Genomic DNA, 19,244 nt, shown 5'->3' with positions numbered 1-19,244 from the left:
CGCAGGCAGGCGTAAGGCCGAATGTATGTGAAAAACAGCATACATTGTGCTCGCACGCAGGCGTATGGCCCAAATGTATGTGGAAAACAGCATACATTGTGCTCACAGGCAGGCGTATGGCCGAATGTATGTGAAAAACAGCATACATTGTACTCGCACGCAGGCGCATGGGCCAACTGTATGTGGAAAACAGCATACATAGTGCTCGCACGCAGGCGCATGGGCCGAATGTATGTTGAAAACAGCATACATCGTGCTCCCAGGCAGGCGCATGGCCGAATGTGTGCGAAAAACAGCATACATTCTCCGTAGGGTGATGTTGTTATAGTTTGAGAATAGTAAAGCAGAAACGGAGGAAGACAGCATGAATGATATGCCGCGAAACGGTGTGCCGCAGAGCGCTGTGAAGCCCTCAGGAACAGGGCCCCAGCCAGGTCAGGAGGCAGCAGGCTCAGGCCATGCCGGACATAAATCTCTGCTGCCCGACTCCAGAACTGGAGAACGGAAGATTGAGCATGTAAGGCTCTGCCTGAATGAAGATGTGGCCGGTAACGGAATTACAACCGGGTTCGAGCAGTACCGGTTCCGCCATAACGCGCTGCCGGAGCTGGATTACGATACCATCTCACTGGGTACTGAGTTCTTAGGCCGTACGCTGCGTACCCCGCTGCTGATCAGCTCTATGACCGGGGGAAGCGCGGCTACAGGGAAGATCAATGAGCGGCTGGCCGAAGCGGCGGAGCGCCGGGGCTGGGCGCTTGGCGTCGGCTCGGTGCGCGCGGCTGTAGAACGTGCGGAGCTGGCTGCTACCTTCCATGTGCGGGCCAATGCACCCACGATTCCGGTCATTGCCAATGTCGGAGCCGTGCAGCTCGCTTACGGCTTCGGGGTAGAAGAATGCCGCCGGGCGGTTGAGATTGCCGGAGCCGATTGGCTGGTTCTCCATCTGAACGGGCTGCAGGAGGTATTCCAGCCCGAGGGTGACACTGGCTTCGGTTCCCTGCTGCAGCGGATAGAGGCATTATGCCGGAGCCTTGAGATTCCAGTGGGGATCAAGGAGGTCGGCTGGGGGATTGACGGCGATACCGCCGCCCGGCTTTATCAGGCTGGCGCTGCCTTCATTGATGTAGCCGGGGCTGGCGGCACTTCATGGAGCCAAGTAGAGAAGTTCCGCAGCATCGACCCGGTACGGCGTGCGGCTGCGGAGGCCTTCGCGGACTGGGGCATTCCCACGGCGGAGTGCATTGCCGAGGTCCGTGCGGTCTCCCCGCGCGGGGCATTGATCGGCAGCGGCGGGCTGAAGCACGGCGTCGATGCCGCCAAGGCGCTGGCCCTTGGCGCCGATCTGGCGGGCTTCGGACGGGGGCTGCTGGGTGCGGCCGTCAGCTCCGAGGAGGCGCTGGATCAGGCGCTGGCCCAGGTAGAGCTGGAGCTGCGGACGGTGATGTTCGGTATCGGCGCACCGGACCTTGCCGCACTGCGTGGAACGCCCCGTCTGGTCCGGCGCTAACGCCAGGCTTGCTTTTATAATCAGAACCGAAGGAAGGTATCCAAATGACGATTACATTGGTCCCGATGGACGAATCTGCGTTTCAGTCGTTCTTGAAGCAATCTACCCGCGACTACGCAGAAGAGAAAGTACAAGCCGGAGCCTGGGATGCAGATACAGCGTTAGCGCAGGCCCAGGAATCGATGAATCGCTACCTGCCGCAAGGCCTCAATACGGCGGGAGCTTATTTCTATTCGGTAGTAGAGGACGCTTCGGGGACTGGGGCCGGTTATCTCTGGTTCAACGTGAGCGAGAACGGCGGGGTGCGGGAGGCGTTCATTTATGACATTTATATCTTTGAGCCGTTCCAGGGCCGGGGCTATGGCAAGCAGACACTACTCTTGTTGGATGAAGAAGCCCGGAAGCTGAAGGCGGTCAAGATCGGCCTGCATGTCTTCGGGCATAACGAACGCGCCTTCGGGCTATACAAGAAAATGGGCTTCCAGGTTACAGACATCACAATGTCCAAAACCCTATAGGTAAGGCAGACCCCTTTGCGGGGTATTTTGCTGTCCGCTTGACTTCTGCTGTTGCTGGAGAATTTGTTCTAATATATAATGGTTTGAGATCAGTTCGGTATTTCATGCGGTGATCAAACCAACCGAAAATAGGAGTTGTCATATAAATGGCTTTGAAAGCAGGTATCGTTGGACTTCCCAACGTAGGCAAATCGACATTATTCAATGCAATTACACAAGCGGGCGCAGAATCCGCCAACTATCCATTCTGCACCATCGACCCGAACGTCGGGGTTGTAGAAGTGCCGGACGAACGTCTGGATAAGCTGGTGGAGCTGGTACAGCCGAACAAGACGGTTCCGACCGCTTTTGAATTCGTCGACATTGCCGGACTGGTGCGCGGTGCGAGCAAGGGCGAAGGCCTGGGCAACAAGTTCCTGGCCCATATCCGCGAGGTGGATGCCATTGTTCATGTGGTGCGCTGCTTCGTCGATGAGAACGTGACCCATGTAGACGGCAAGGTGAATCCGATCAGCGACATCCAGACGATTAACCTGGAGCTGATTCTGGCTGACCTGGAGAGCGTGGAGAAGCGGATCGAGCGTTCCCGCAAAAACATCAAGGGCGGCGACAAGAAATACGCCCAGGAAGTAGAAGTCCTGGAGCGTGTGAAGGAAGCCCTGTATCAGGACCAGCCTGCACGCAGTCTGGAATTGTCTGACGATGAGCGCCAGATCGTGCGTGATCTTCACCTGCTCACCCTGAAGCCCGTGCTGTATGCGGCGAATGTGGGCGAGGATGAAGTGGCGACTGCCGAGGAGAATCCTTATGTGCAGCAGGTCCGTGAATTCGCAGCAGCCGAGAACGCTGAAGTCGTGCCGATTAGTGCCAAGGTGGAAGCGGAGATTGCAGAGCTGGAAGGCGAAGACAAGGCGATGTTCCTGGAGGAGCTGGGTCTGCAGGAATCTGGGCTTAACCGTCTGATCAAAGCGGCTTACAAGCTGCTGGGTCTGTACACTTATTTCACTGCGGGCGTTCAAGAGGTTCGTGCCTGGACTATCCGCAAGGGCACTAAGGCCCCTGGAGCAGCGGGCGTGATTCATACGGACTTCGAGCGCGGTTTTATCCGGGCGGAGGTTGTAGCTTATACCGATCTGGTGGCGGCAGGTTCAATGAACGGTGCCAAGGAACGCGGGCAGCTGCGTCTGGAAGGTAAGGAATATCTGGTGCAGGACGGCGACGTTATGCATTTCCGGTTCAACGTATAGATACTTTTCGCTTGTTATAGAGAGGCCATTCAGGAGTAGAGGTTTGCTTGCTGGATGGTTTCTTTTCGTCATTCGGACTCGGTGCCGGTGTATAAGCTGGCCGGAGGCTCAACATCATAAGATCATATAGAATCAAAATTTAAAAAAATCCCCGGCCCGCCGTATGTGCTGTAGCCAATTGAGGCTTGTGGTGGTATAATATAAAGTCGTATATCTACTTCAGTTGTAGCAACAATTTAAAGTAATAATGAACGAAGAATTTGAATCAGGAGAGGTGAATTCCCTTGTTGGACCGATTGCAATCCCTGGCGGACCGCTATGAGAAACTCAGTGAACTGCTATGTGACCCGGATGTTGCAAGCGACAGTAAGAAACTGAGGGACTATTCCAAAGAACAATCCGACTTGCAGCCCGCCTTCGAGGCGTATAGCGAATATAAGAACGTAATGGAAGAGCTTGAAGCCGCGAAGATGATGCAGGCCGAGAAGCTTGATGATGAAATGAAAGAAATGGTCAAGATGGAGATCGATGACCTGTCCGAGCGTCAGGCCATTCTTGAGGAGAAGATTCGTCTGCTCCTGCTGCCTAAGGACCCTAACGACGATAAGAACGTAATCGTAGAAATCCGCGGCGCAGCCGGCGGGGACGAAGCGGCCTTGTTCGCCTCTGACCTCTACCGGATGTATACCCGTTATGCCGATACTCAAGGCTGGCGCGTAGAGCTGATGGATGTGAACACGAATGATCTCGGCGGCTTCAAGGAAGTGATCTTCCTGATTAACGGGCGCGGCGCTTACAGCAAAATGAAATTCGAAAGCGGCGCACACCGTGTGCAGCGTATACCTACCACAGAATCCGGCGGACGTATCCATACGTCTACCTCTACGGTTGCTGTAATGCCGGAAGCGGAAGATTTCGAAATCGAGATTCATGACAAGGATATCCGTGTCGATACCTTCTGTTCGAGCGGCGCGGGCGGACAGTCCGTTAACACGACCAAATCAGCAGTACGTGTAACCCATGTACCTACGGGGATCGTGGCTACCTGCCAGGACGGCAAGTCCCAGAACTCCAACAAGGATAAGGCGCTGAAGGTGCTGCGTACCCGGATCTCGGATCTGAAGCGTCAGGAAGAGGAAGCGAAGTACTCCGGAGAACGTAAAAGCAAGGTGGGAACCGGTGACCGCAGTGAGCGTATCCGCACCTACAACTTCCCGCAGAGCCGTGTGACGGATCACCGGATCGGCTTAACCCTCCACCGTCTGGATCAGGTGATGAACGGGGATATTACCGAGATTATCTCGGCACTGTCGATTGCGGAACAAGCAGAATTGATGGAAAAAGGAGAATAATGCTTTGAAACACGACTCTTACGTCATGTCGGAATTGCAAAGCATCCGGGAAGCCTTTGCGGAGGCTTCTTCTTTTTTGGCCGGACACGGCCTTACGGAGCCGCAGCGCAGCAGCCAGCTCCTGCTGGAGCATGTGCTGGGCTTGTCCGGGGCGGCTTATTATATGGCGCTGGCTGATCCGTTCCCGCCGGTTCTCAAGGCCGAATGGGAAGCGCTGGTGACCCGCCGGGCGGCGGGAGAACCGGTGCAATACATCACCCGCGAGCAAGAGTTCTACGGACGGGCCTTCGAGGTCACGCCCGATGTACTGATCCCCCGCCCGGAGACGGAGCTGCTCGTCGAGGCGATCCTGAAGTACGGCGCGGAGCTGTGGCCGGACGGTCTGGCGGGGGTGCGGGACGAAGCCGCACGTGAAGTTGAAGGAGACGAGCAGTGGACAACTGCGGGCGGTGAGGCTGGAGTGGTGCGGGGCGAAGCCGCACCGGGAACTATGGCGGCTGCGGATGAAGCAGCCGCCCACAGCGGGGCGGGCCGCAACGCAGCCCGCCGGGTGAGCGGCGCGGGCGCAGCCGGCGCCGCACGGCCGCTGACCGCCGTCGATATCGGCGCCGGCAGCGGAGCCATCTCCGTCACGCTGGCGGCGGAAGCGCCGGCGTGGCGGGTCTGCGCCGGCGATATCTCGCCCAGCGCGCTGGCCGTGGCCCGGCGCAATGCGCAGCGGCACGGCACGGCGGTGGACCTGCGGCTCGGCGATCTGCTCGAGCCGTTCGCGGGGCTGGAGACGGATATTCTCGTCTCCAACCCGCCGTACATCCCCGGCGGCGACATCGCCGGGCTGCAGCGCGAGGTGCGCGACCATGAGCCGCGCACGGCACTGGACGGCGGCGGGGACGGGCTGGACCCGTACCGCCGCATGATGGAGCAGCTGCCGCTGCTCCCGGCTCCGCCGCGCCTGGTCGGCTTTGAGCTCGGCCAGGGGCAGGCCGAGCAGGTGGCCGGACTGCTGCGGGCAGCCGGACATTGGGACGAGATCATCACCATCGATGATCTCGCCGGGATTCCCCGGCATGTGCTCGGGATAGCACGGTGAGGACGGGGAACGGACTGAGAAGACGCTATTTGCTCAAATAACGCGAAATGACCAACTCTTGTGGACTGAGAAGACCTTATTACCTGTAAACAAGCCTGTTTGAGCAACCAACTGAACGAATAGCGTCCTCTCTGTCCGCATAATTTCCGGGAAGGTGCTTTTGCAGCGAATAAGGTCCGCTCAGTCCGCTGGAGGGGAGGCGGCCCGGCTGTTCGTCTGACAGAGTACCCCCAAACGATGGAAATTGTATTTAGGCGGTCCCTTCCTTTACAATAGAGGTGACGGAACTTCTGCCTGGGCGGCTGCCGGGAGACAAGAACGGGAAGAACCAGTACTGAGTAAGGAGACAGAATATGCTTCAGAAGATTAAGAAGATTGACGGCGTCATCCTGGTGATTCTTGTGCTGCTGATGGTGGTCAGCATTTTCTCCATATACAGTGTGACCCACGGGCGTGAGAGGCTGGACGGGTCGCATATTAAGATGATCAAATTCTATATCGTGGGCTTTGTTGCCTTTATCGGGCTGACGTTCGTGGATTATCGCCTGCTTGTAAAATATGCGTTATATGTGTACATCACGGGGATTGGCATTCTGATCCTGGTCAGCTTCGTGGGCACAGAGCAGAACGGCGCACAGGGATGGATCAAGTTCGGCAACAGCTTCAGTCTTCAGCCGGCGGAGCTGTTCAAGCTGATTCTGATTCTGTTCCTGGCAGCTGTGCTTGTCCGCAAAAATAAAAATAAGCTGCTGTTCTGGCGTGATGTGGTTCCGCTGGGATTATTCAGTCTCATGCCGTTTGTCATCGTAATCAGCCAGAATGACCTGGGGAATGCGCTCTCGTACATCGTTATTCTGATCGGTCTCCTGTGGATCGGCAATATTAAGTTCACCCATGCGCTAATCGGACTGCTGGTTATAGGCGGCTCTGCGGCTGCCGGAATTATGAGCTATATTCATTATCACGATGAAATTAAGGATTTCCTGGTAGATATCAAACGATCTCACTGGATCGAGCGCTTCGACCCGTGGCTGGTGCCGGATAAGGCGACAGCCAAGGCGATCTACCATACGAAGAATGCCAAAATGGCCATCGCTTCCGGCGGAATGAGCGGTGAAGGCTATATGACGGGCAGCTCGGTACAGACCGACCGTGTACCGTACACCTATTCGGACTCCATTTTTGTCCAGATTGCGGAGGAATACGGCTTTGTCGGATCGGCGCTGGTGCTGCTGCTGTATTTTATCCTCATTCACCGGATGATACTGATTGCACTGGAGTGCAAGGACAGGGGCGGGCCGTTCCTGATCGTCGGGGTGGTGGCGATGCTGCTGTACCAGATTTTTGAGAATATCGGGGCTTTCCTGGGCCTGATGCCGCTGACCGGGATTACGCTGCCGTTTATCAGCTTCGGGGGAACCTCACTGCTGATCAATATGGCGAGCATAGGGCTTGTAATGAGCGTGCGTCTGCATGGGCAAGAGGTGGAGGAGGATCTGCCGAGTCCTGCGCTGTATTCTTCCCCGGCTTCCGCCAAGAGAAGTTAACTAATTAAGAATAATAAAGCCCGCGCATTTAGGGAAGCGGGATGCTTCATCCATACCGGAATTCTTCGTTTACGAAGGGTTCCGGTATTTTTTTGCAAATGGATGGCAAATCCGTTTCCACCTGGGCTGACATACTTAGGAGGAGGGCGTAGTGGATCAGCTATGCAGAAATAGAAAAATTGAATAAATGCTCCCAATTGAATTACAATGGAAATTAGTGGGTTGAAGCCTGGGCTGGGTGTAGCGGGCGGATTCCTAATCCGGAGAGGTTGAGGGGTATATCCTTATGTTGCAGAGAATCAAAAGAATAGACGGCAGCATTGTGCTTATTTTGATTGTGCTGATGGGGATCTGTATCTTCTCCATTTACAGTGTGACTCACGGAAGAGACGGCTTGGATGGTATGCATATCACCATGCTGAAATATTATACGCTGGGCTTTATCGCCTTTATCCTGATTACCCTGTTCGATTACCGCCTGCTGGTGCGTTATGGACTCTACATTTACATCGCCGGGATCGGGATTCTGCTGTCGGTCAGCTTTTTCGGCAAGGTGAAGAATGGCGCCCAGGGCTGGATCGGTATTGGAGATTTAAGCATTCAGCCGGCGGAGCTGTTTAAGCTGATTCTGATTATTTTTCTGACGACCATGCTTGTCCGTAAAAATAAAACCCGGCTCCAGTTCTGGCGCGATGTCGTGCCGCTGGGTCTGATTGCATTCATGCCATGCGCGCTGGTCATCGTCCAGAATGACCTGGGCAATGCACTTAGTTATATCGTAATCCTGCTTGGCTTGCTATGGATTGGGCGTATCAAATTCTCGCATGCGCTGATCGGTCTAGTTGTCGCGGGCGGAGCGATTCTGGGCTTCATCCTGTGCTATATCAACTATCACGAACAGACAGTGGATTTCATTGAAAAAACGCTGGGACGGGATCACTTCGTCAGCCGGTTTGATCCTTGGCTCGTGCCTGAGATGGCGAGCAGCACGGCGAGCTATCAGACGAAAAATGCCCAGACGGCGATTGGCTCCGGGGGCCTTAAGGGAGAAGGCTATTTGCAGGGCAGCTCCGTACAGAGCAACCGTGTGCCATATCTGTATTCGGAATCGATTTTTGTGCAGATTGGGGAAGAGTTCGGCTTCCTGGGCGCAGCGGCGCTGCTGATGCTCTTTTTTATCCTGATCCACAGATTAATCCTGATTGCCCTAGAATGCAGGGACCGTGGCGGGCCGCTCCTGATTGTCGGGATTGTGGCGATGCTGCTGTATCAGATTCTGGAGAATATCGGTGCGATGACCGGACTGATGCCGCTGACCGGCATTACCCTGCCGTTCATCAGCTACGGCGGAACCTCGCTGCTGATTAATATGGCCTGTATGGGGATTGCGATGAGCGTAAGGCTCTACGGGCAGGATGTGGAGGATGATCTTCCGCTGCCGCAGCCGGAGGCGAAGGGCAAATCTCTTTTGTCCAAAAACTAGGTGTTGGCGTCTCTACTTCATAAATCATAGATTAATAGGTTTGCAGTCTCTCATTCCTGGACATACTGGGAACATAAGAGGTTCAGAGGGAGAGGGGCTGCGGAAGATGGAGGATTATAAGCTGGAGCGAGGGGATTCCCTGCGGATTACCTTTAAGTATACTGCCATTTTAATTTGTTTTTTTATGATTCTGATGATGGCCTGGGAAGGGCAAAAAAGCGATGCCGCCGTAGCAGAGGTATCCATCCCGCAGGAGTCGATCCGCCTGCGTATTCTGGCGAATTCGGACGGCACCGGGGATCAGCTGGTCAAGCGCCAGATTCGTGACCGGATCGTGGAGCAGATTAATCAGTGGGTGGCCGGGCTGGAAGATCCGCAGAGTCTGGAGCAGGCCCGTGCCCTGATCCGTAATCATCTGCCGGAGCTGAATGAGCTGGTGGGCAGAGAACTGGCGCAGCGCGGGATTGAATACGGCTATCAGGTGGAGCTGGGCACGGTTCCTTTTCCGACCAAAATGTATGGCGGACGGGTCTACCCAGCCGGAGAATACGAGGCCGTACGGGTCACGCTTGGAGCAGGCAAAGGGCAGAACTGGTGGTGTGTGCTGTTTCCGCCGCTCTGCTTCATCGATGCAGGAACCGGGGATGCTGCGGCTGCGGAACCGGCTGCTGCGAAGGCGGGGGCCAAGGATGCGGCTAAGGTCTCAGCCAAGGCTTCGGAAGACGGTGCGAAGGTGAAGGCGGCGGATGGAACAGCGCAAGGGGCAGTATCCAGTCTCTCGGATTCTGCTAACAAGGCAGGAAGTTCAGGTGATGCTGCTGAGACACCGAAGGTGAAGTTCTTCGTGTGGGAGCTGCTGAAGAATATCTGGAGCTGGATCTGCGGGCTGTTCGCCTGAATATCCTGAGAAGGATAGTGTCGACGCGGATTGGATTCTACAGTTTTTGCGCCGGATATGGTACGATGATTGCAGAACTTGAGCAGAGGCGGCTCCACCTGAGGGGGCCGTTTTTGAGTGTAGAGGAAACTATAGTTTCCTCCTGTTGTGGACAAGGTGTCTAAAACCGAGCACAATCGGCTGGTACAGGCATATGGGCCAAATGTATGTGGAAAACAGCATACATTGTGCTGACGCGCAGCGCATGGGCCGAATGTATGCCAAAAACAGCATACATTGTGCTCACACGCAGGCGCATGGGCCAAATGTATGTGGAAAACAGCATACATTGTGCTGACGCACAGCGCATGGACGGAATGTATGTGAAAAACAGCATACATTGTGCTGACGCGCAGGTAATCCCATTCATCCGGTCGGATGATTTTGTTCAAAGATAAGAATCTATATGCTTCGCGCTATAATTATCCTTATCTTTCTCGCTGAAACGGTACCGTCCTTAAAAAGGACGGCAAAAGCCGTTTTCACTTGCGTAATAATTCAATTCAGAAAGCTAGTGATGATAGATGACAGAAGATCAGCATTCACCGTTCGCGGCCCAGCGCCGCAGCGGTCATATAGAATCCACCCTGTACTGGAGCCTTGCTTCCGGCAAGGAGGGAACGGATGGCGGAACGGAGAGTTCTGACGGTTTGCCGGTGAGCACGAGGGACCTGGGCATGATCTCGGAAGCGGCAACGCTGCTGCGGAGCGGGGAGACGGTGGCCTTTCCGACGGAGACGGTGTACGGGCTGGGCGCAGATGCGCGGAACACAGCAGCGGTAGAAGCGGTATTCGCAGCCAAAGGCCGTCCCTCCGATAACCCGCTGATCGTGCATATTGCCCGGCGGGAGGATCTCGGTCGCCTGGTGACGGAGGTGCATCCGGTGGCCGAGGCACTGATCGATGCGTTCTGGCCCGGCCCGCTGACGCTGGTGCTGCCGGTGCGTCCCGGCGTCCTCTCGCCGCTGGTGACGGCGGGCCTGGACACGGTTGGGGTACGCATGCCGGATCATCCGGTGGCGCTTGCGCTGCTGCGCGCGGCGGATTGTCCGGTTGCTGCGCCTAGCGCCAACCGCTCCGGGCGGCCGAGTCCGACGCTGGCCGCCCATGTGCTGGAAGACCTCGCCGGATATATCGGCGGGGTTCTGGACGGCGGCGCGGCCGGGGTCGGCCTGGAGTCGACCGTGGTGCAGGTGCAGCCGGACGGGACGGTAGCCGTGCTCCGTCCCGGGGGCATCACCGCCGAGCAGCTCGCGGCGGTGACCGGCACTGAAGCGGCCGCAGCGGAGCCGGCCGCCGGGGCGGACACGCCTGCCGGTGCATCCGGCGGCGGGTCCGTGCCTGTGCCGCCGGCAGCCGTGCCCGGCGGCGGCGAAGCCGGCGCTGCTGCGCAGGCGGCCGCAGTCAACAGCCCGGCGCCGCGCGCGCCGGGCATGAAGTACACGCACTATGCCCCGCGCGGCGCGCTTGGCATCGTACGCGGCTCCTCCGCGCAGCGCGTGGCGGAGACCGCCGCAGGGCTGCTGCAGGCGGCGCAGCGGGCGGGCGAGATCACGGGCCTGCTCCTCTTCGAGGAGCATAGGGCCCTGTATCCCGCCGACCCGGCCGCCTGCACGGTGTCTCTCGGCTCGCTGTCCTCGCCGGAGGAGGCCGCCCGCTTCCTGTATGCCGCCTTGCGGCGCTTCGATGAAGCGGGGGCCACGTACATTCTAGCCGAGGCCTGCCCGGTCAAGGGCCTCGGCGCAGCCATCATGAACCGGCTGATGAAAGCCGCTGGAGAATCAGTGATCGACGCCGGGTAGTCAGTTGCTGTTAGGATGGTATGGACCATATCCTCCTTCTAAGACTGGAACTTATAAGATTAACGTGGAGGTGCTGCTATGAGTGGAAAGGATCAGGAGGCCGATCAGGACAAACTCAGAGAGCTTGAACGGCAACTGAAGGAACGCGATCGGCAGTTGGCCGAGATGGAGGAAGAGTTGGCCATCCTCAAAAAGGCAAAGGAATACTTCGATAAATTTGGAAAATGAATATTCGGATACACCTGATTTTACGCAGGCTATGGCCCTTCGCCCCCGCCCTGCCATCCACCCCACAGTCATGAATACCATCTTGTCCGCATATCGTTGTTGTACAAGAACTTACGGACTCAGGGTGGAGGGTTATTCATGGGCTGGGACGGAATGTATGGGGGCTGGGGCGGAATACATGGAGGCTGGGGCCAGATAGTAACAGTGGCCATTATGGCAGTTGCGCTGGGGATGGATGCGTTCTCGCTTGGCGTGGGCATCGGGATGAGGGGCATCCGTCTGCTGCATGTGCTGCAGCTTAGTCTGCTGATTGCTTTTTTTCATGTGCTGATGCCGCTGCTGGGCTTGTTCACAGGCAGCTATGTCGGGCATTTGCTGGGACAGGTTACCACCTATGCTGCCGGAGGCCTGCTTGTTCTGCTGGGCGGACATATGGTGTTCAACTCCTTCCGTCAGGACGACGGCGGCAGCAGCCGGCAGATGGATCACCGGACAGTGTGGGGCATGCTGCTGATTTCGCTCAGTGTAAGTGTGGATTCTTTCTCGGTCGGGGTTTCGCTTGGGATGTTTGTGAATAGTATTATTCTAACCGTGCTGGCCTTCGGTGCCTGTGGCGGTGTTATGTCCATTACAGGGCTGCTGCTGGGCAGGCGGGTGAGCCGGGGCCTCGGAGAGTACGGGGAAGCGCTGGGCGGAGCCATTCTCCTGGCGTTTGGCTTGATGTTCATCTTTTGATACAATAACGGCAATACCCATAATTTTTATGCTTGCTTAATACCGAAATTATAATGTTTACCGGAGGTGGAAAGGTTGCTGCATATTTTATTTGTCTGCACAGGTAATACCTGCCGTAGTCCCATGGCCGAAGGGCTTCTGCGGAAGCTTGCGAAGGAGCGGGGCATTCATGTGGAGGTGCGGTCTGCCGGAGTTTCTGCTGTCCCGGGTACTTCCATATCCAGACATGCTGCGGGCATTCTGCAGGATGAAGGGATTCAGGACCGCATCGTATCCTCACAGCTGAACGGGGAGGCAGTGGCTTGGGCCGATCTGATCCTTACCCTGACAGGAGCGCATAAGCGGCACTTGCTGCAATATTTTCCTGACGCTGTTAACAAGACCCATACCCTTAAGGAGTATGTCCAGACGCAGGAATCCGTGAACGCCGATATCCGGGAGCTGGACAGCTTGTATGCAGATGCGGAGCTGAATCTGGCCCTGGGCACCGAGCCGGATGCTGCGGCTATGCAGCGGATGATTGAGATCCGCCAGCGTATCCCCAGCTTCGATATCAGTGATCCGTTCGGCGGCTCTCGTGAAGATTACGAGCTGGCGGCTGCCGAGATCCGTACGGCGCTGTACAGTCTGCTCGATAAGCTTGAATCGCTGAGACGGCTTTGAAGTGGTTGATTTTTTGCTGACTATCCCTTAAGATGTAATAAATATGATCCGGTTCCGGTGTAACTGGCGACAAGTGTGGATGAAACCACGATGGAGCACCTGGAATAAACGGCCGGTCGCCTGGGCAAAAGAGCACATCCGCAGTTCAACCTGCGGACTGCTCTTTTTTGTTTAAAAGTTGCATCTCCATGGAAATCAGAAACGGTTGAAGGGGGCGGTAAGATGGAGGAAGTCCTGAAGCAGAAGTCAGGGGATGACCGCTTATCCGGTATGGCAGCTGCAGAGCAGCAGCTAACGGGCGGCGGGGAGCTTTCTTTGGCCGCAGCCACTGCTGCGGTAACGCGTGAACTTGCAGTAGCGGGCCAGCTCGGTCCGGGGAAGATCCTGGTCGTCGGAGCCAGCACAAGCGAAGTGGCGGGGAAGCGGATTGGGACAGGCGGTGCGCTGGAGGTTGCGCGGCAGCTGCTGGAGGGGATTACGCAGATTGCGGATGAATTTGGTTTTTACCCGGTCTATCAATGCTGCGAGCATTTGAACCGTTCGCTGGTGATGGAACGCGCTCTGCTGGAATCCCTTCGCCTTAGAGAGGTGTCGGCTGTGCCCATTCCGGGAGCCGGAGGCTCCATGGCTGCTGCGGCCTACCAGTCCATGACAGATCCGGTACTGGCAGAGACGATTGAAGCTCATGCCGGTATAGATATCGGGGAGACCCTGATTGGCATGCATCTGCGCCGGATTGCCGTACCTTACCGGCCTAGCCTGCGGTATATCGGGGCTGCCCGGGTAAATGCCGCATGGAGCAGACCGCCGCTGATCGGCGGGGAACGGGCCGTGTACCGCACGCCTGAGACTAGCGGTTCCGTGAATTGTGACTGAAGTGAGAGGTTTTAACTAATACCACATAAATCAGAGTTACAGGGAGGAAATTAGAAACATGGAACAATTGCGTAAAAGTGACCCGGCAGTACTGGAAGCGATGGGCCTCGAACTGAGCCGCCAGCGTGCGAACATTGAACTTATTGCCTCAGAGAATATTGTAAGTGAAGCCGTCATGGAGGCCATGGGCTCCGTGCTTACCAACAAATACGCCGAAGGTTATCCCGGCAAGCGTTACTACGGCGGCTGTGAAGATGTGGATATCGTAGAGAACCTGGCCCGTGACCGTGCCAAGGAGCTGTTCGGTGCAGAGCATGCCAACGTGCAGCCGCATTCCGGCGCACAGGCTAACATGGCTGTATATCTTGCTGCCCTTAGCCCTGGCGATACCGTACTGGGTATGAATCTGGCGCATGGCGGCCATTTGACCCACGGCAGCCCGGTGAATGCCTCCGGAATTCTGTATAACTTCGTGGCTTATGGCGTACAAGAGGATTCCTTCCTGATCGATTATGATGAAGTGCGCAAAGCCGCCTTCAAGCATCGTCCCAAAATGATCGTTGCCGGTGCGAGCGCGTATCCGCGTACGATTGATTTTGCCGCACTCGGTTCGATTGCGAATGATGTGGGCGCTCTGTTCATGGTCGATATGGCCCATATTGCCGGTCTGGTAGCTGCCGGTCTTCACCCGAGTCCGGTTCCTCATGCCCACTTCGTGACTACAACTACGCACAAAACCCTGCGCGGTCCGCGCGGCGGAATGATTCTGTGCAGACAGCCATGGGCTGCCGCGATTGATAAAGCAGTCTTCCCTGGTTCCCAGGGCGGACCTTTGATGCATGTGATTGCGTCCAAAGCCGTATCGTTCGGTGAGGCGCTGCAGCCTTCATTCAAGACTTATGCCGAGAACGTAGTTAAGAATGCCAAGGTACTGGCAGAGACCCTTGTTGGCGAAGGTATTAATATTGTATCCGGCGGAACCGATAACCATCTGATCCTGCTGGATACCCGCAACCTGAACATTACCGGCAAGGTCGCTGAGAAGGTACTGGATTCCATCGGAATTACAGTCAACAAGAACGCGATTCCGTTTGACCCGACTAGCCCATTCGTAACCAGCGGTATCCGCATCGGCACACCGGCTGTTACTTCACGCGGTATGGATGAGCAGGCTATGGTTACAATCGGCCGGATTATTGCTGCTGTCCTGAAGAATCCGCAGGATGAAGCTAACTTGACTCAGGCGGCCCGTGAGGTAGCCAAGCTGACTGAACAATATCCGATTTACCCTGGATTGCAGTATTAATCAGAGTCCTCTAATAATCGCCTTTGCGTACCCGGTTCCGCCGGAAGTACGCAAAGGCTTTTTATTTGCTGCGTTGCTGTTACATAATGTTCACAAATGGCTGCCGGGAAAACGTTTGAATTATACTGAAAGTTACATGAAAATTCATGGAACTTTCATTAAAAGTAGTGAAAGAACTGTGAATAGTATTAAAAGCGCTCAATCGTACAGACTAAGCTTTGTTTTATATCCAAAGAGGTGGATATATTGACTTAAGCTTCCATGGGCTGGGAGTCTGCAGGAAGCGGGAGGACTCGCGGATCCGTCTATCTGTAGGTGAAAAGCAGTCTTGGTGATGATATAATAGATAGGATTTAGCCACCTGAGAAGCACAGCGCTTACTTTGGCTATAAATAAGACTTACAATTACCGGAGGGACAACATGGGAAAATTGGTGATTTGCGATCATCCATTGATTCAGCACAAATTGACATTCATTCGCGATGTGCGGACCAACACAAAAGACTTCAGGGAGCATGTCGATGAAGTAGCAACACTTATGGCTTATGAGATTACACGTGATATCCCGCTGGAGACCATTACGGTGCAGACGCCAGTGCAGGAAACGCAGAGCAAGGTGATTTCTGGAAGAATGCTCGGGCTGATTCCGATTCTGCGCGCCGGTCTTGGCATGCTGGAAGGTGTTCTTAAGCTGCTTCCTGCGGCGAAGGTAGGTCATGTAGGCCTGTTCCGTGATCCGGACACCCTGCAGCCGGTGGAGTACTACATTAAGCTTCCTACGGATGTCCAGGAACGTGAGCTGATCGTAATCGATCCTATGCTGGCTACAGGCGGCTCTGCCATTGCGGCGATTACCTCGCTTAAGAACCGCGGCTGCACTCAGATCAAGATGATGAACCTGATTGCTGCCCCGGAAGGTGTTGCGGCTGTACAAGCTGCTCATCCGGATGTGGATATCTATGTTGCAGCGCTTGACGATCATTTGAATGATCACGGATATATCGTTCCGGGCCTCGGAGATGCCGGGGACAGACTGTACGGAACCAAGTAAAAAGCACAGATAATAACAGATAATAATAGTACGAACCCAATAGACCGCGGTTTTCAGAAGAGAGGGAAGGGCTTATGTCCAAAATTAAAGTAATGACGATTTTCGGAGTGCGCCCCGAGGCAATCAAGATGGCGCCTCTGGTTCTGGAGCTGAACAGACATCCTGAGCAGATTGAATCGATTGTTTGTGTAACTGCGCAGCACCGGGAGCTGCTGGATCAGGTGCTTGAGGTGTTCAAAATTACCCCGGATTATGATCTGGACGTAATGAAGGACCGCCAGACGCTTAATGAGATCACGATCCGGGTGCTCGAAGGCCTGGAGCCGGTGCTCCGCGAAGTGAAGCCGGACCTCGTGCTTGTACATGGCGATACCCTGACCACCTTCCTGGCCAGCTATGCGTCTTTCCTGCAGCAGATTCAGGTTGGGCATGTGGAAGCAGGTCTTCGGACATGGAACAAGCTTTCGCCTTATCCGGAAGAAATGAACCGTCAGCTGACAGGCGTGCTTGCTGATCTGCATTTTGCTCCGACCCATTGGTCAGCGGGCAACCTGAGACACGAGAACAAAAAAGAATCAAGTATTTATATCACAGGCAATACCGTAACCGATGTGTTTCAATATACCGTACAGCCGGACTACCGGCATCCGGTCCTTGATTTTGCTTCAGGAAAAAGACTTATTTTGATGACGGCGCACCGCAGAGAATCCCAAGGCGAACCGCACCGTCATATTTTCCGTGCAGTCAAAAGAATCGCTGATGAATTTGAAGATGTAGCCATTGTGTATCCCGTGCACCCGAGTCCCGCAGTCAAGGAACCGGCGCATGAGATCCTCGGCGGACACCCTAGAATCAAGCTGATTGATCCGCTGGATGTCGTTGACCTGCATAACTTTTATCCGCATACCCACCTGATATTGACCGATTCCGGCGGCCTGCAGGAGGAAGCTCCCTCCTTTGGAGTTCCTGTGCTTGTGCTGCGTGATACAACCGAGCGCCCGGAAGGGATCGAGGCCGGAACACTGGAGCTTGTGGGAACGGACGAGGAGAAGGTGTATCAACGGACACATGCTCTTTTGACCGATCAGAACCTGTATCAGTCGATGAGCCGGGCCGCCAACCCGTATGGAGACGGCAAAGCCTCCGAGAGAATTGTCAATGCGATTTTGCACCATTTCGGAGCCGCTGAAGAACGTCCAGAAGAATTTCACACAATGTTCACAAATGATAAAACAGAGCAAGACAACTAATATACTAAGGTTAATAAAAGCAGCATACAGTTAAACTGTACGGTTTATATGGTTTTGGTGTATTTTGCTGTGATTATTTTCATATTTTCATGCGATTTTGGGCAATTTTCTGTGAATTGACAAAGAGTCTGGATATTCAGTAAAATTAGTTGGGATTGTAGCCTATGAAGGAACCAAAGAATGAGCCTGGACTGGGGCGTACGGCTCTAGTACTCGGGGGTGCGGGCAGCTTGCTCACCGCTTACATTGTAATAGGCTTTTTTGTGGCAAAGTGGCTGCGCAATCTGATGGACGGACCTGCCTTTTGGCTGGCTATCGGAACAATTACCGGGTTGATTCTCGGAGTTGTGAATGTTGCTTTGCTAATCAAAAATTTTTTGGGGGAGCAAAATGGATAATATGACTCCCGTAATCAATATCGTCACCAGGGTGACAGTAATCATTATGGCAGGATTGGTAATGGGGTGGGCTCTCCATCATGAGACCCGTGCAGTTACTCTGGGAATGACACTCGGCTTGCTGGCAGGACTGGTTAATTTCCGTTATCTAGCCCTTAAGGTCAGAAGAGTGACAGCAGCGGTGGCGAAGCAAGGGAAAAGCTCCTTCAGCCTTGGTTTTGCTACAAGAATCAGTTTTGGAATTCTGGTGACCATGTTCTCAGTCAAATACGAACATTTCTCGCTGGAGGCAACGATTATCGGCCTGTTCATCCCCCAGCTTCTGGCTATTCCCGTGGGGATATATCTAGGAATCAAGAATAAGCTGTAGCCATATTAAAGAGAAAGGGGGATGATACTATGCACGAAATGCCTTTAATCTATGTTGGCGGAATACCGATTGACCTGTCTGCTGTGCTAATGCTGGTAATCAGCTCGGTGATAGTGTTCGTACTGGTCATGCTCTCCGTCCGCAACCTGTCGGTTGAGAATCCGTCCAAGCTCCAGAATTTCATGGAATGGGTGGTTGAATTTGTACAGGGACTGATCAGCAGCGCCATGGATCTGAAGAAGGGAAAGCCTTACATATCACTGGGATTGACGCTGATACTGTTTATCTTCGTCTCCAATCTCCTTGGTCTGCCGTTTTCCGTTATTACAGAGGCCGATGGTCCGGTTACAGTCTTCGGACATGTTATCGAAGCAACTAAGAACCTGGCCGATGGCGCGCATGCTGAGATTCTGTGGTACAAATCGCCGACTGCAGACATCAACGTAACCGCAGGACTTGCGATCGTTGTGTTTGTACTCATGAACTATTTAGGCATCAAGCTGAACGGCAAGCATTATTTCAAACATTATATTGAGCCGTTTCCAATTTTCTTGCCGCTGAACATCATTGAGAACCTGGCGAAGCCAGTGGCGCTTGCCATTCGTCTATTCGCTAACATTTTTGCCGGCGAGGTTCTGATTACCGTCATTCTGAAGCTGGGACTGTTCAGTATTCCGTTCCTGGCCATCTGGCAGGGCTTCAGTATCTTTGTCGGGGCGCTTCAGGCCTTTATCTTTACGATTCTGACGATGGTCTACATCGCACAGATGACGATCCACGAGGAAGAAGCGCATTAATAAGCTGCCGTGAGGATAGCGGCAGGTGCCGGAAACCTTCGCGGGAGATTTTATATTATTAAGACATTACAAAAAGAACCGAAA

Annotated in this window: 19 protein-coding genes and 1 riboswitch; all 19 genes read left to right on the top strand. The window is 54.6% G+C overall.

The annotated features are described in order from the left end of the window. Positions 1 to 364: 364 nt before the first annotated feature. Positions 365 to 1,510, top strand: coding sequence for a type 2 isopentenyl-diphosphate Delta-isomerase (fni, locus tag MKY12_RS29405; protein ID WP_339251900.1), 1,146 nt, complete (start codon positions 365 to 367; stop codon positions 1,508 to 1,510). Positions 1,511 to 1,554: 44 nt separating this feature from the next. Beyond that, a complete protein-coding gene (locus tag MKY12_RS29400; RefSeq protein ID WP_339251898.1) occupies positions 1,555 to 2,028 on the top strand; it encodes a GNAT family N-acetyltransferase in 474 nt (157 codons plus the stop codon). Between the two features lie 146 nt (positions 2,029 to 2,174). Next, positions 2,175 to 3,275: a redox-regulated ATPase YchF gene (gene ychF, locus MKY12_RS29395; protein WP_036726185.1), complete on the top strand. Its 1,101-nt coding sequence runs from the start codon at positions 2,175 to 2,177 to the stop codon at positions 3,273 to 3,275. Positions 3,276 to 3,559: 284 nt separating this feature from the next. Next, positions 3,560 to 4,627 carry a peptide chain release factor 1 gene (gene prfA, locus MKY12_RS29390; RefSeq protein WP_209868464.1) on the top strand — a complete coding sequence of 356 codons (1,068 nt, stop codon included), beginning with the start codon at positions 3,560 to 3,562 and terminating at the stop codon, positions 4,625 to 4,627. Positions 4,628 to 4,652: 25 nt separating this feature from the next. Continuing rightward, on the top strand, positions 4,653 to 5,717 hold the full coding sequence (locus tag MKY12_RS29385) for a HemK/PrmC family methyltransferase (protein WP_339311864.1): 1,065 nt from the start codon (positions 4,653 to 4,655) through the stop codon (positions 5,715 to 5,717). 353 nt (positions 5,718 to 6,070) lie between these two features. Further along, positions 6,071 to 7,264: an FtsW/RodA/SpoVE family cell cycle protein gene (locus MKY12_RS29380; protein ID WP_036721747.1), complete on the top strand. Its 1,194-nt coding sequence runs from the start codon at positions 6,071 to 6,073 to the stop codon at positions 7,262 to 7,264. Between the two features lie 286 nt (positions 7,265 to 7,550). After that, complete coding sequence (locus MKY12_RS29375) at positions 7,551 to 8,747, top strand: FtsW/RodA/SpoVE family cell cycle protein (protein WP_339251892.1); 1,197 nt, start codon at positions 7,551 to 7,553, stop codon at positions 8,745 to 8,747. A 106-nt stretch (positions 8,748 to 8,853) separates the two neighbouring features. Beyond that, complete coding sequence (gene spoIIR, locus MKY12_RS29370; RefSeq protein WP_339251890.1) at positions 8,854 to 9,645, top strand: stage II sporulation protein R; 792 nt, start codon at positions 8,854 to 8,856, stop codon at positions 9,643 to 9,645. A 716-nt stretch (positions 9,646 to 10,361) separates the two neighbouring features. Next, positions 10,362 to 11,486 carry an L-threonylcarbamoyladenylate synthase gene (locus tag MKY12_RS29365; protein ID WP_339315007.1) on the top strand — a complete coding sequence of 375 codons (1,125 nt, stop codon included), beginning with the start codon at positions 10,362 to 10,364 and terminating at the stop codon, positions 11,484 to 11,486. A 78-nt stretch (positions 11,487 to 11,564) separates the two neighbouring features. Continuing rightward, positions 11,565 to 11,714 carry a hypothetical protein gene (locus MKY12_RS29360; protein ID WP_339311862.1) on the top strand — a complete coding sequence of 50 codons (150 nt, stop codon included), beginning with the start codon at positions 11,565 to 11,567 and terminating at the stop codon, positions 11,712 to 11,714. Between the two features lie 138 nt (positions 11,715 to 11,852). Further along, positions 11,853 to 12,449 carry a manganese efflux pump gene (locus MKY12_RS29355; protein WP_235191729.1) on the top strand — a complete coding sequence of 199 codons (597 nt, stop codon included), beginning with the start codon at positions 11,853 to 11,855 and terminating at the stop codon, positions 12,447 to 12,449. 75 nt (positions 12,450 to 12,524) lie between these two features. Then, positions 12,525 to 13,112: a low molecular weight protein arginine phosphatase gene (locus MKY12_RS29350; RefSeq protein ID WP_339311860.1), complete on the top strand. Its 588-nt coding sequence runs from the start codon at positions 12,525 to 12,527 to the stop codon at positions 13,110 to 13,112. Positions 13,113 to 13,161: 49 nt separating this feature from the next. Next, positions 13,162 to 13,245, top strand: a riboswitch (ZMP/ZTP riboswitch). 137 nt (positions 13,246 to 13,382) lie between these two features. After that, complete coding sequence (locus MKY12_RS29345; protein WP_339315005.1) at positions 13,383 to 13,988, top strand: TIGR01440 family protein; 606 nt, start codon at positions 13,383 to 13,385, stop codon at positions 13,986 to 13,988. A 58-nt stretch (positions 13,989 to 14,046) separates the two neighbouring features. Then, positions 14,047 to 15,294 carry a serine hydroxymethyltransferase gene (gene glyA / locus MKY12_RS29340; protein WP_036721737.1) on the top strand — a complete coding sequence of 416 codons (1,248 nt, stop codon included), beginning with the start codon at positions 14,047 to 14,049 and terminating at the stop codon, positions 15,292 to 15,294. A gap of 421 nt (positions 15,295 to 15,715) precedes the next feature. Further along, a complete protein-coding gene (gene upp / locus MKY12_RS29335; RefSeq protein WP_036721735.1) occupies positions 15,716 to 16,345 on the top strand; it encodes a uracil phosphoribosyltransferase in 630 nt (209 codons plus the stop codon). A gap of 74 nt (positions 16,346 to 16,419) precedes the next feature. After that, positions 16,420 to 17,595, top strand: coding sequence for a UDP-N-acetylglucosamine 2-epimerase (non-hydrolyzing) (gene wecB, locus MKY12_RS29330; protein ID WP_209868448.1), 1,176 nt, complete (start codon positions 16,420 to 16,422; stop codon positions 17,593 to 17,595). A gap of 164 nt (positions 17,596 to 17,759) precedes the next feature. Then, on the top strand, positions 17,760 to 17,993 hold the full coding sequence (locus MKY12_RS29325; protein ID WP_076084545.1) for an ATPase F0F1: 234 nt from the start codon (positions 17,760 to 17,762) through the stop codon (positions 17,991 to 17,993). Beyond that, positions 17,986 to 18,363, top strand: coding sequence for an ATP synthase subunit I (locus MKY12_RS29320; RefSeq protein WP_036699219.1), 378 nt, complete (start codon positions 17,986 to 17,988; stop codon positions 18,361 to 18,363). Before MKY12_RS29325 ends, MKY12_RS29320 begins: the two co-directional genes overlap by 8 nt. Positions 18,364 to 18,392: 29 nt before the next feature. Continuing rightward, complete coding sequence (gene atpB / locus MKY12_RS29315; protein ID WP_036699217.1) at positions 18,393 to 19,160, top strand: F0F1 ATP synthase subunit A; 768 nt, start codon at positions 18,393 to 18,395, stop codon at positions 19,158 to 19,160. The last annotated feature ends 84 nt before the right edge of the window (positions 19,161 to 19,244 follow it).

The organism is Paenibacillus sp. FSL M7-0896 (assembly GCF_037975415.1).
GTDB classification, from domain to species: domain Bacteria; phylum Bacillota; class Bacilli; order Paenibacillales; family Paenibacillaceae; genus Paenibacillus_AQ; species Paenibacillus_AQ silagei.
Note: the sequence above shows the minus strand (reverse complement) of the source record. Positions and strands in the feature narration are given on the sequence as shown.

Excerpts from the sequence above, each read along its gene's own strand:
- fni (WP_339251900.1), top strand. The coding sequence starts at position 365 with ATGAATGATATGCCGCGAAACGGTGTGCCGCAGAGCGCTGTGAAGCCC.
- MKY12_RS29400 (WP_339251898.1), top strand. The coding sequence starts at position 1,555 with ATGACGATTACATTGGTCCCGATGGACGAATCTGCGTTTCAGTCGTTC.
- ychF (WP_036726185.1), top strand. The coding sequence starts at position 2,175 with ATGGCTTTGAAAGCAGGTATCGTTGGACTTCCCAACGTAGGCAAATCG.
- MKY12_RS29385 (WP_339311864.1), top strand. The coding sequence starts at position 4,653 with ATGTCGGAATTGCAAAGCATCCGGGAAGCCTTTGCGGAGGCTTCTTCT.
- MKY12_RS29380 (WP_036721747.1), top strand. The coding sequence starts at position 6,071 with ATGCTTCAGAAGATTAAGAAGATTGACGGCGTCATCCTGGTGATTCTT.
- MKY12_RS29375 (WP_339251892.1), top strand. The coding sequence starts at position 7,551 with ATGTTGCAGAGAATCAAAAGAATAGACGGCAGCATTGTGCTTATTTTG.
- spoIIR (WP_339251890.1), top strand. The coding sequence starts at position 8,854 with ATGGAGGATTATAAGCTGGAGCGAGGGGATTCCCTGCGGATTACCTTT.
- MKY12_RS29365 (WP_339315007.1), top strand. The coding sequence starts at position 10,362 with ATGATCTCGGAAGCGGCAACGCTGCTGCGGAGCGGGGAGACGGTGGCC.
- MKY12_RS29360 (WP_339311862.1), top strand. The coding sequence starts at position 11,565 with ATGAGTGGAAAGGATCAGGAGGCCGATCAGGACAAACTCAGAGAGCTT.
- MKY12_RS29355 (WP_235191729.1), top strand. The coding sequence starts at position 11,853 with ATGGGCTGGGACGGAATGTATGGGGGCTGGGGCGGAATACATGGAGGC.
- MKY12_RS29345 (WP_339315005.1), top strand. The coding sequence starts at position 13,383 with ATGGCAGCTGCAGAGCAGCAGCTAACGGGCGGCGGGGAGCTTTCTTTG.
- glyA (WP_036721737.1), top strand. The coding sequence starts at position 14,047 with ATGGAACAATTGCGTAAAAGTGACCCGGCAGTACTGGAAGCGATGGGC.
- upp (WP_036721735.1), top strand. The coding sequence starts at position 15,716 with ATGGGAAAATTGGTGATTTGCGATCATCCATTGATTCAGCACAAATTG.
- wecB (WP_209868448.1), top strand. The coding sequence starts at position 16,420 with ATGTCCAAAATTAAAGTAATGACGATTTTCGGAGTGCGCCCCGAGGCA.
- MKY12_RS29325 (WP_076084545.1), top strand. The coding sequence starts at position 17,760 with ATGAAGGAACCAAAGAATGAGCCTGGACTGGGGCGTACGGCTCTAGTA.
- MKY12_RS29320 (WP_036699219.1), top strand. The coding sequence starts at position 17,986 with ATGGATAATATGACTCCCGTAATCAATATCGTCACCAGGGTGACAGTA.
- atpB (WP_036699217.1), top strand. The coding sequence starts at position 18,393 with ATGCACGAAATGCCTTTAATCTATGTTGGCGGAATACCGATTGACCTG.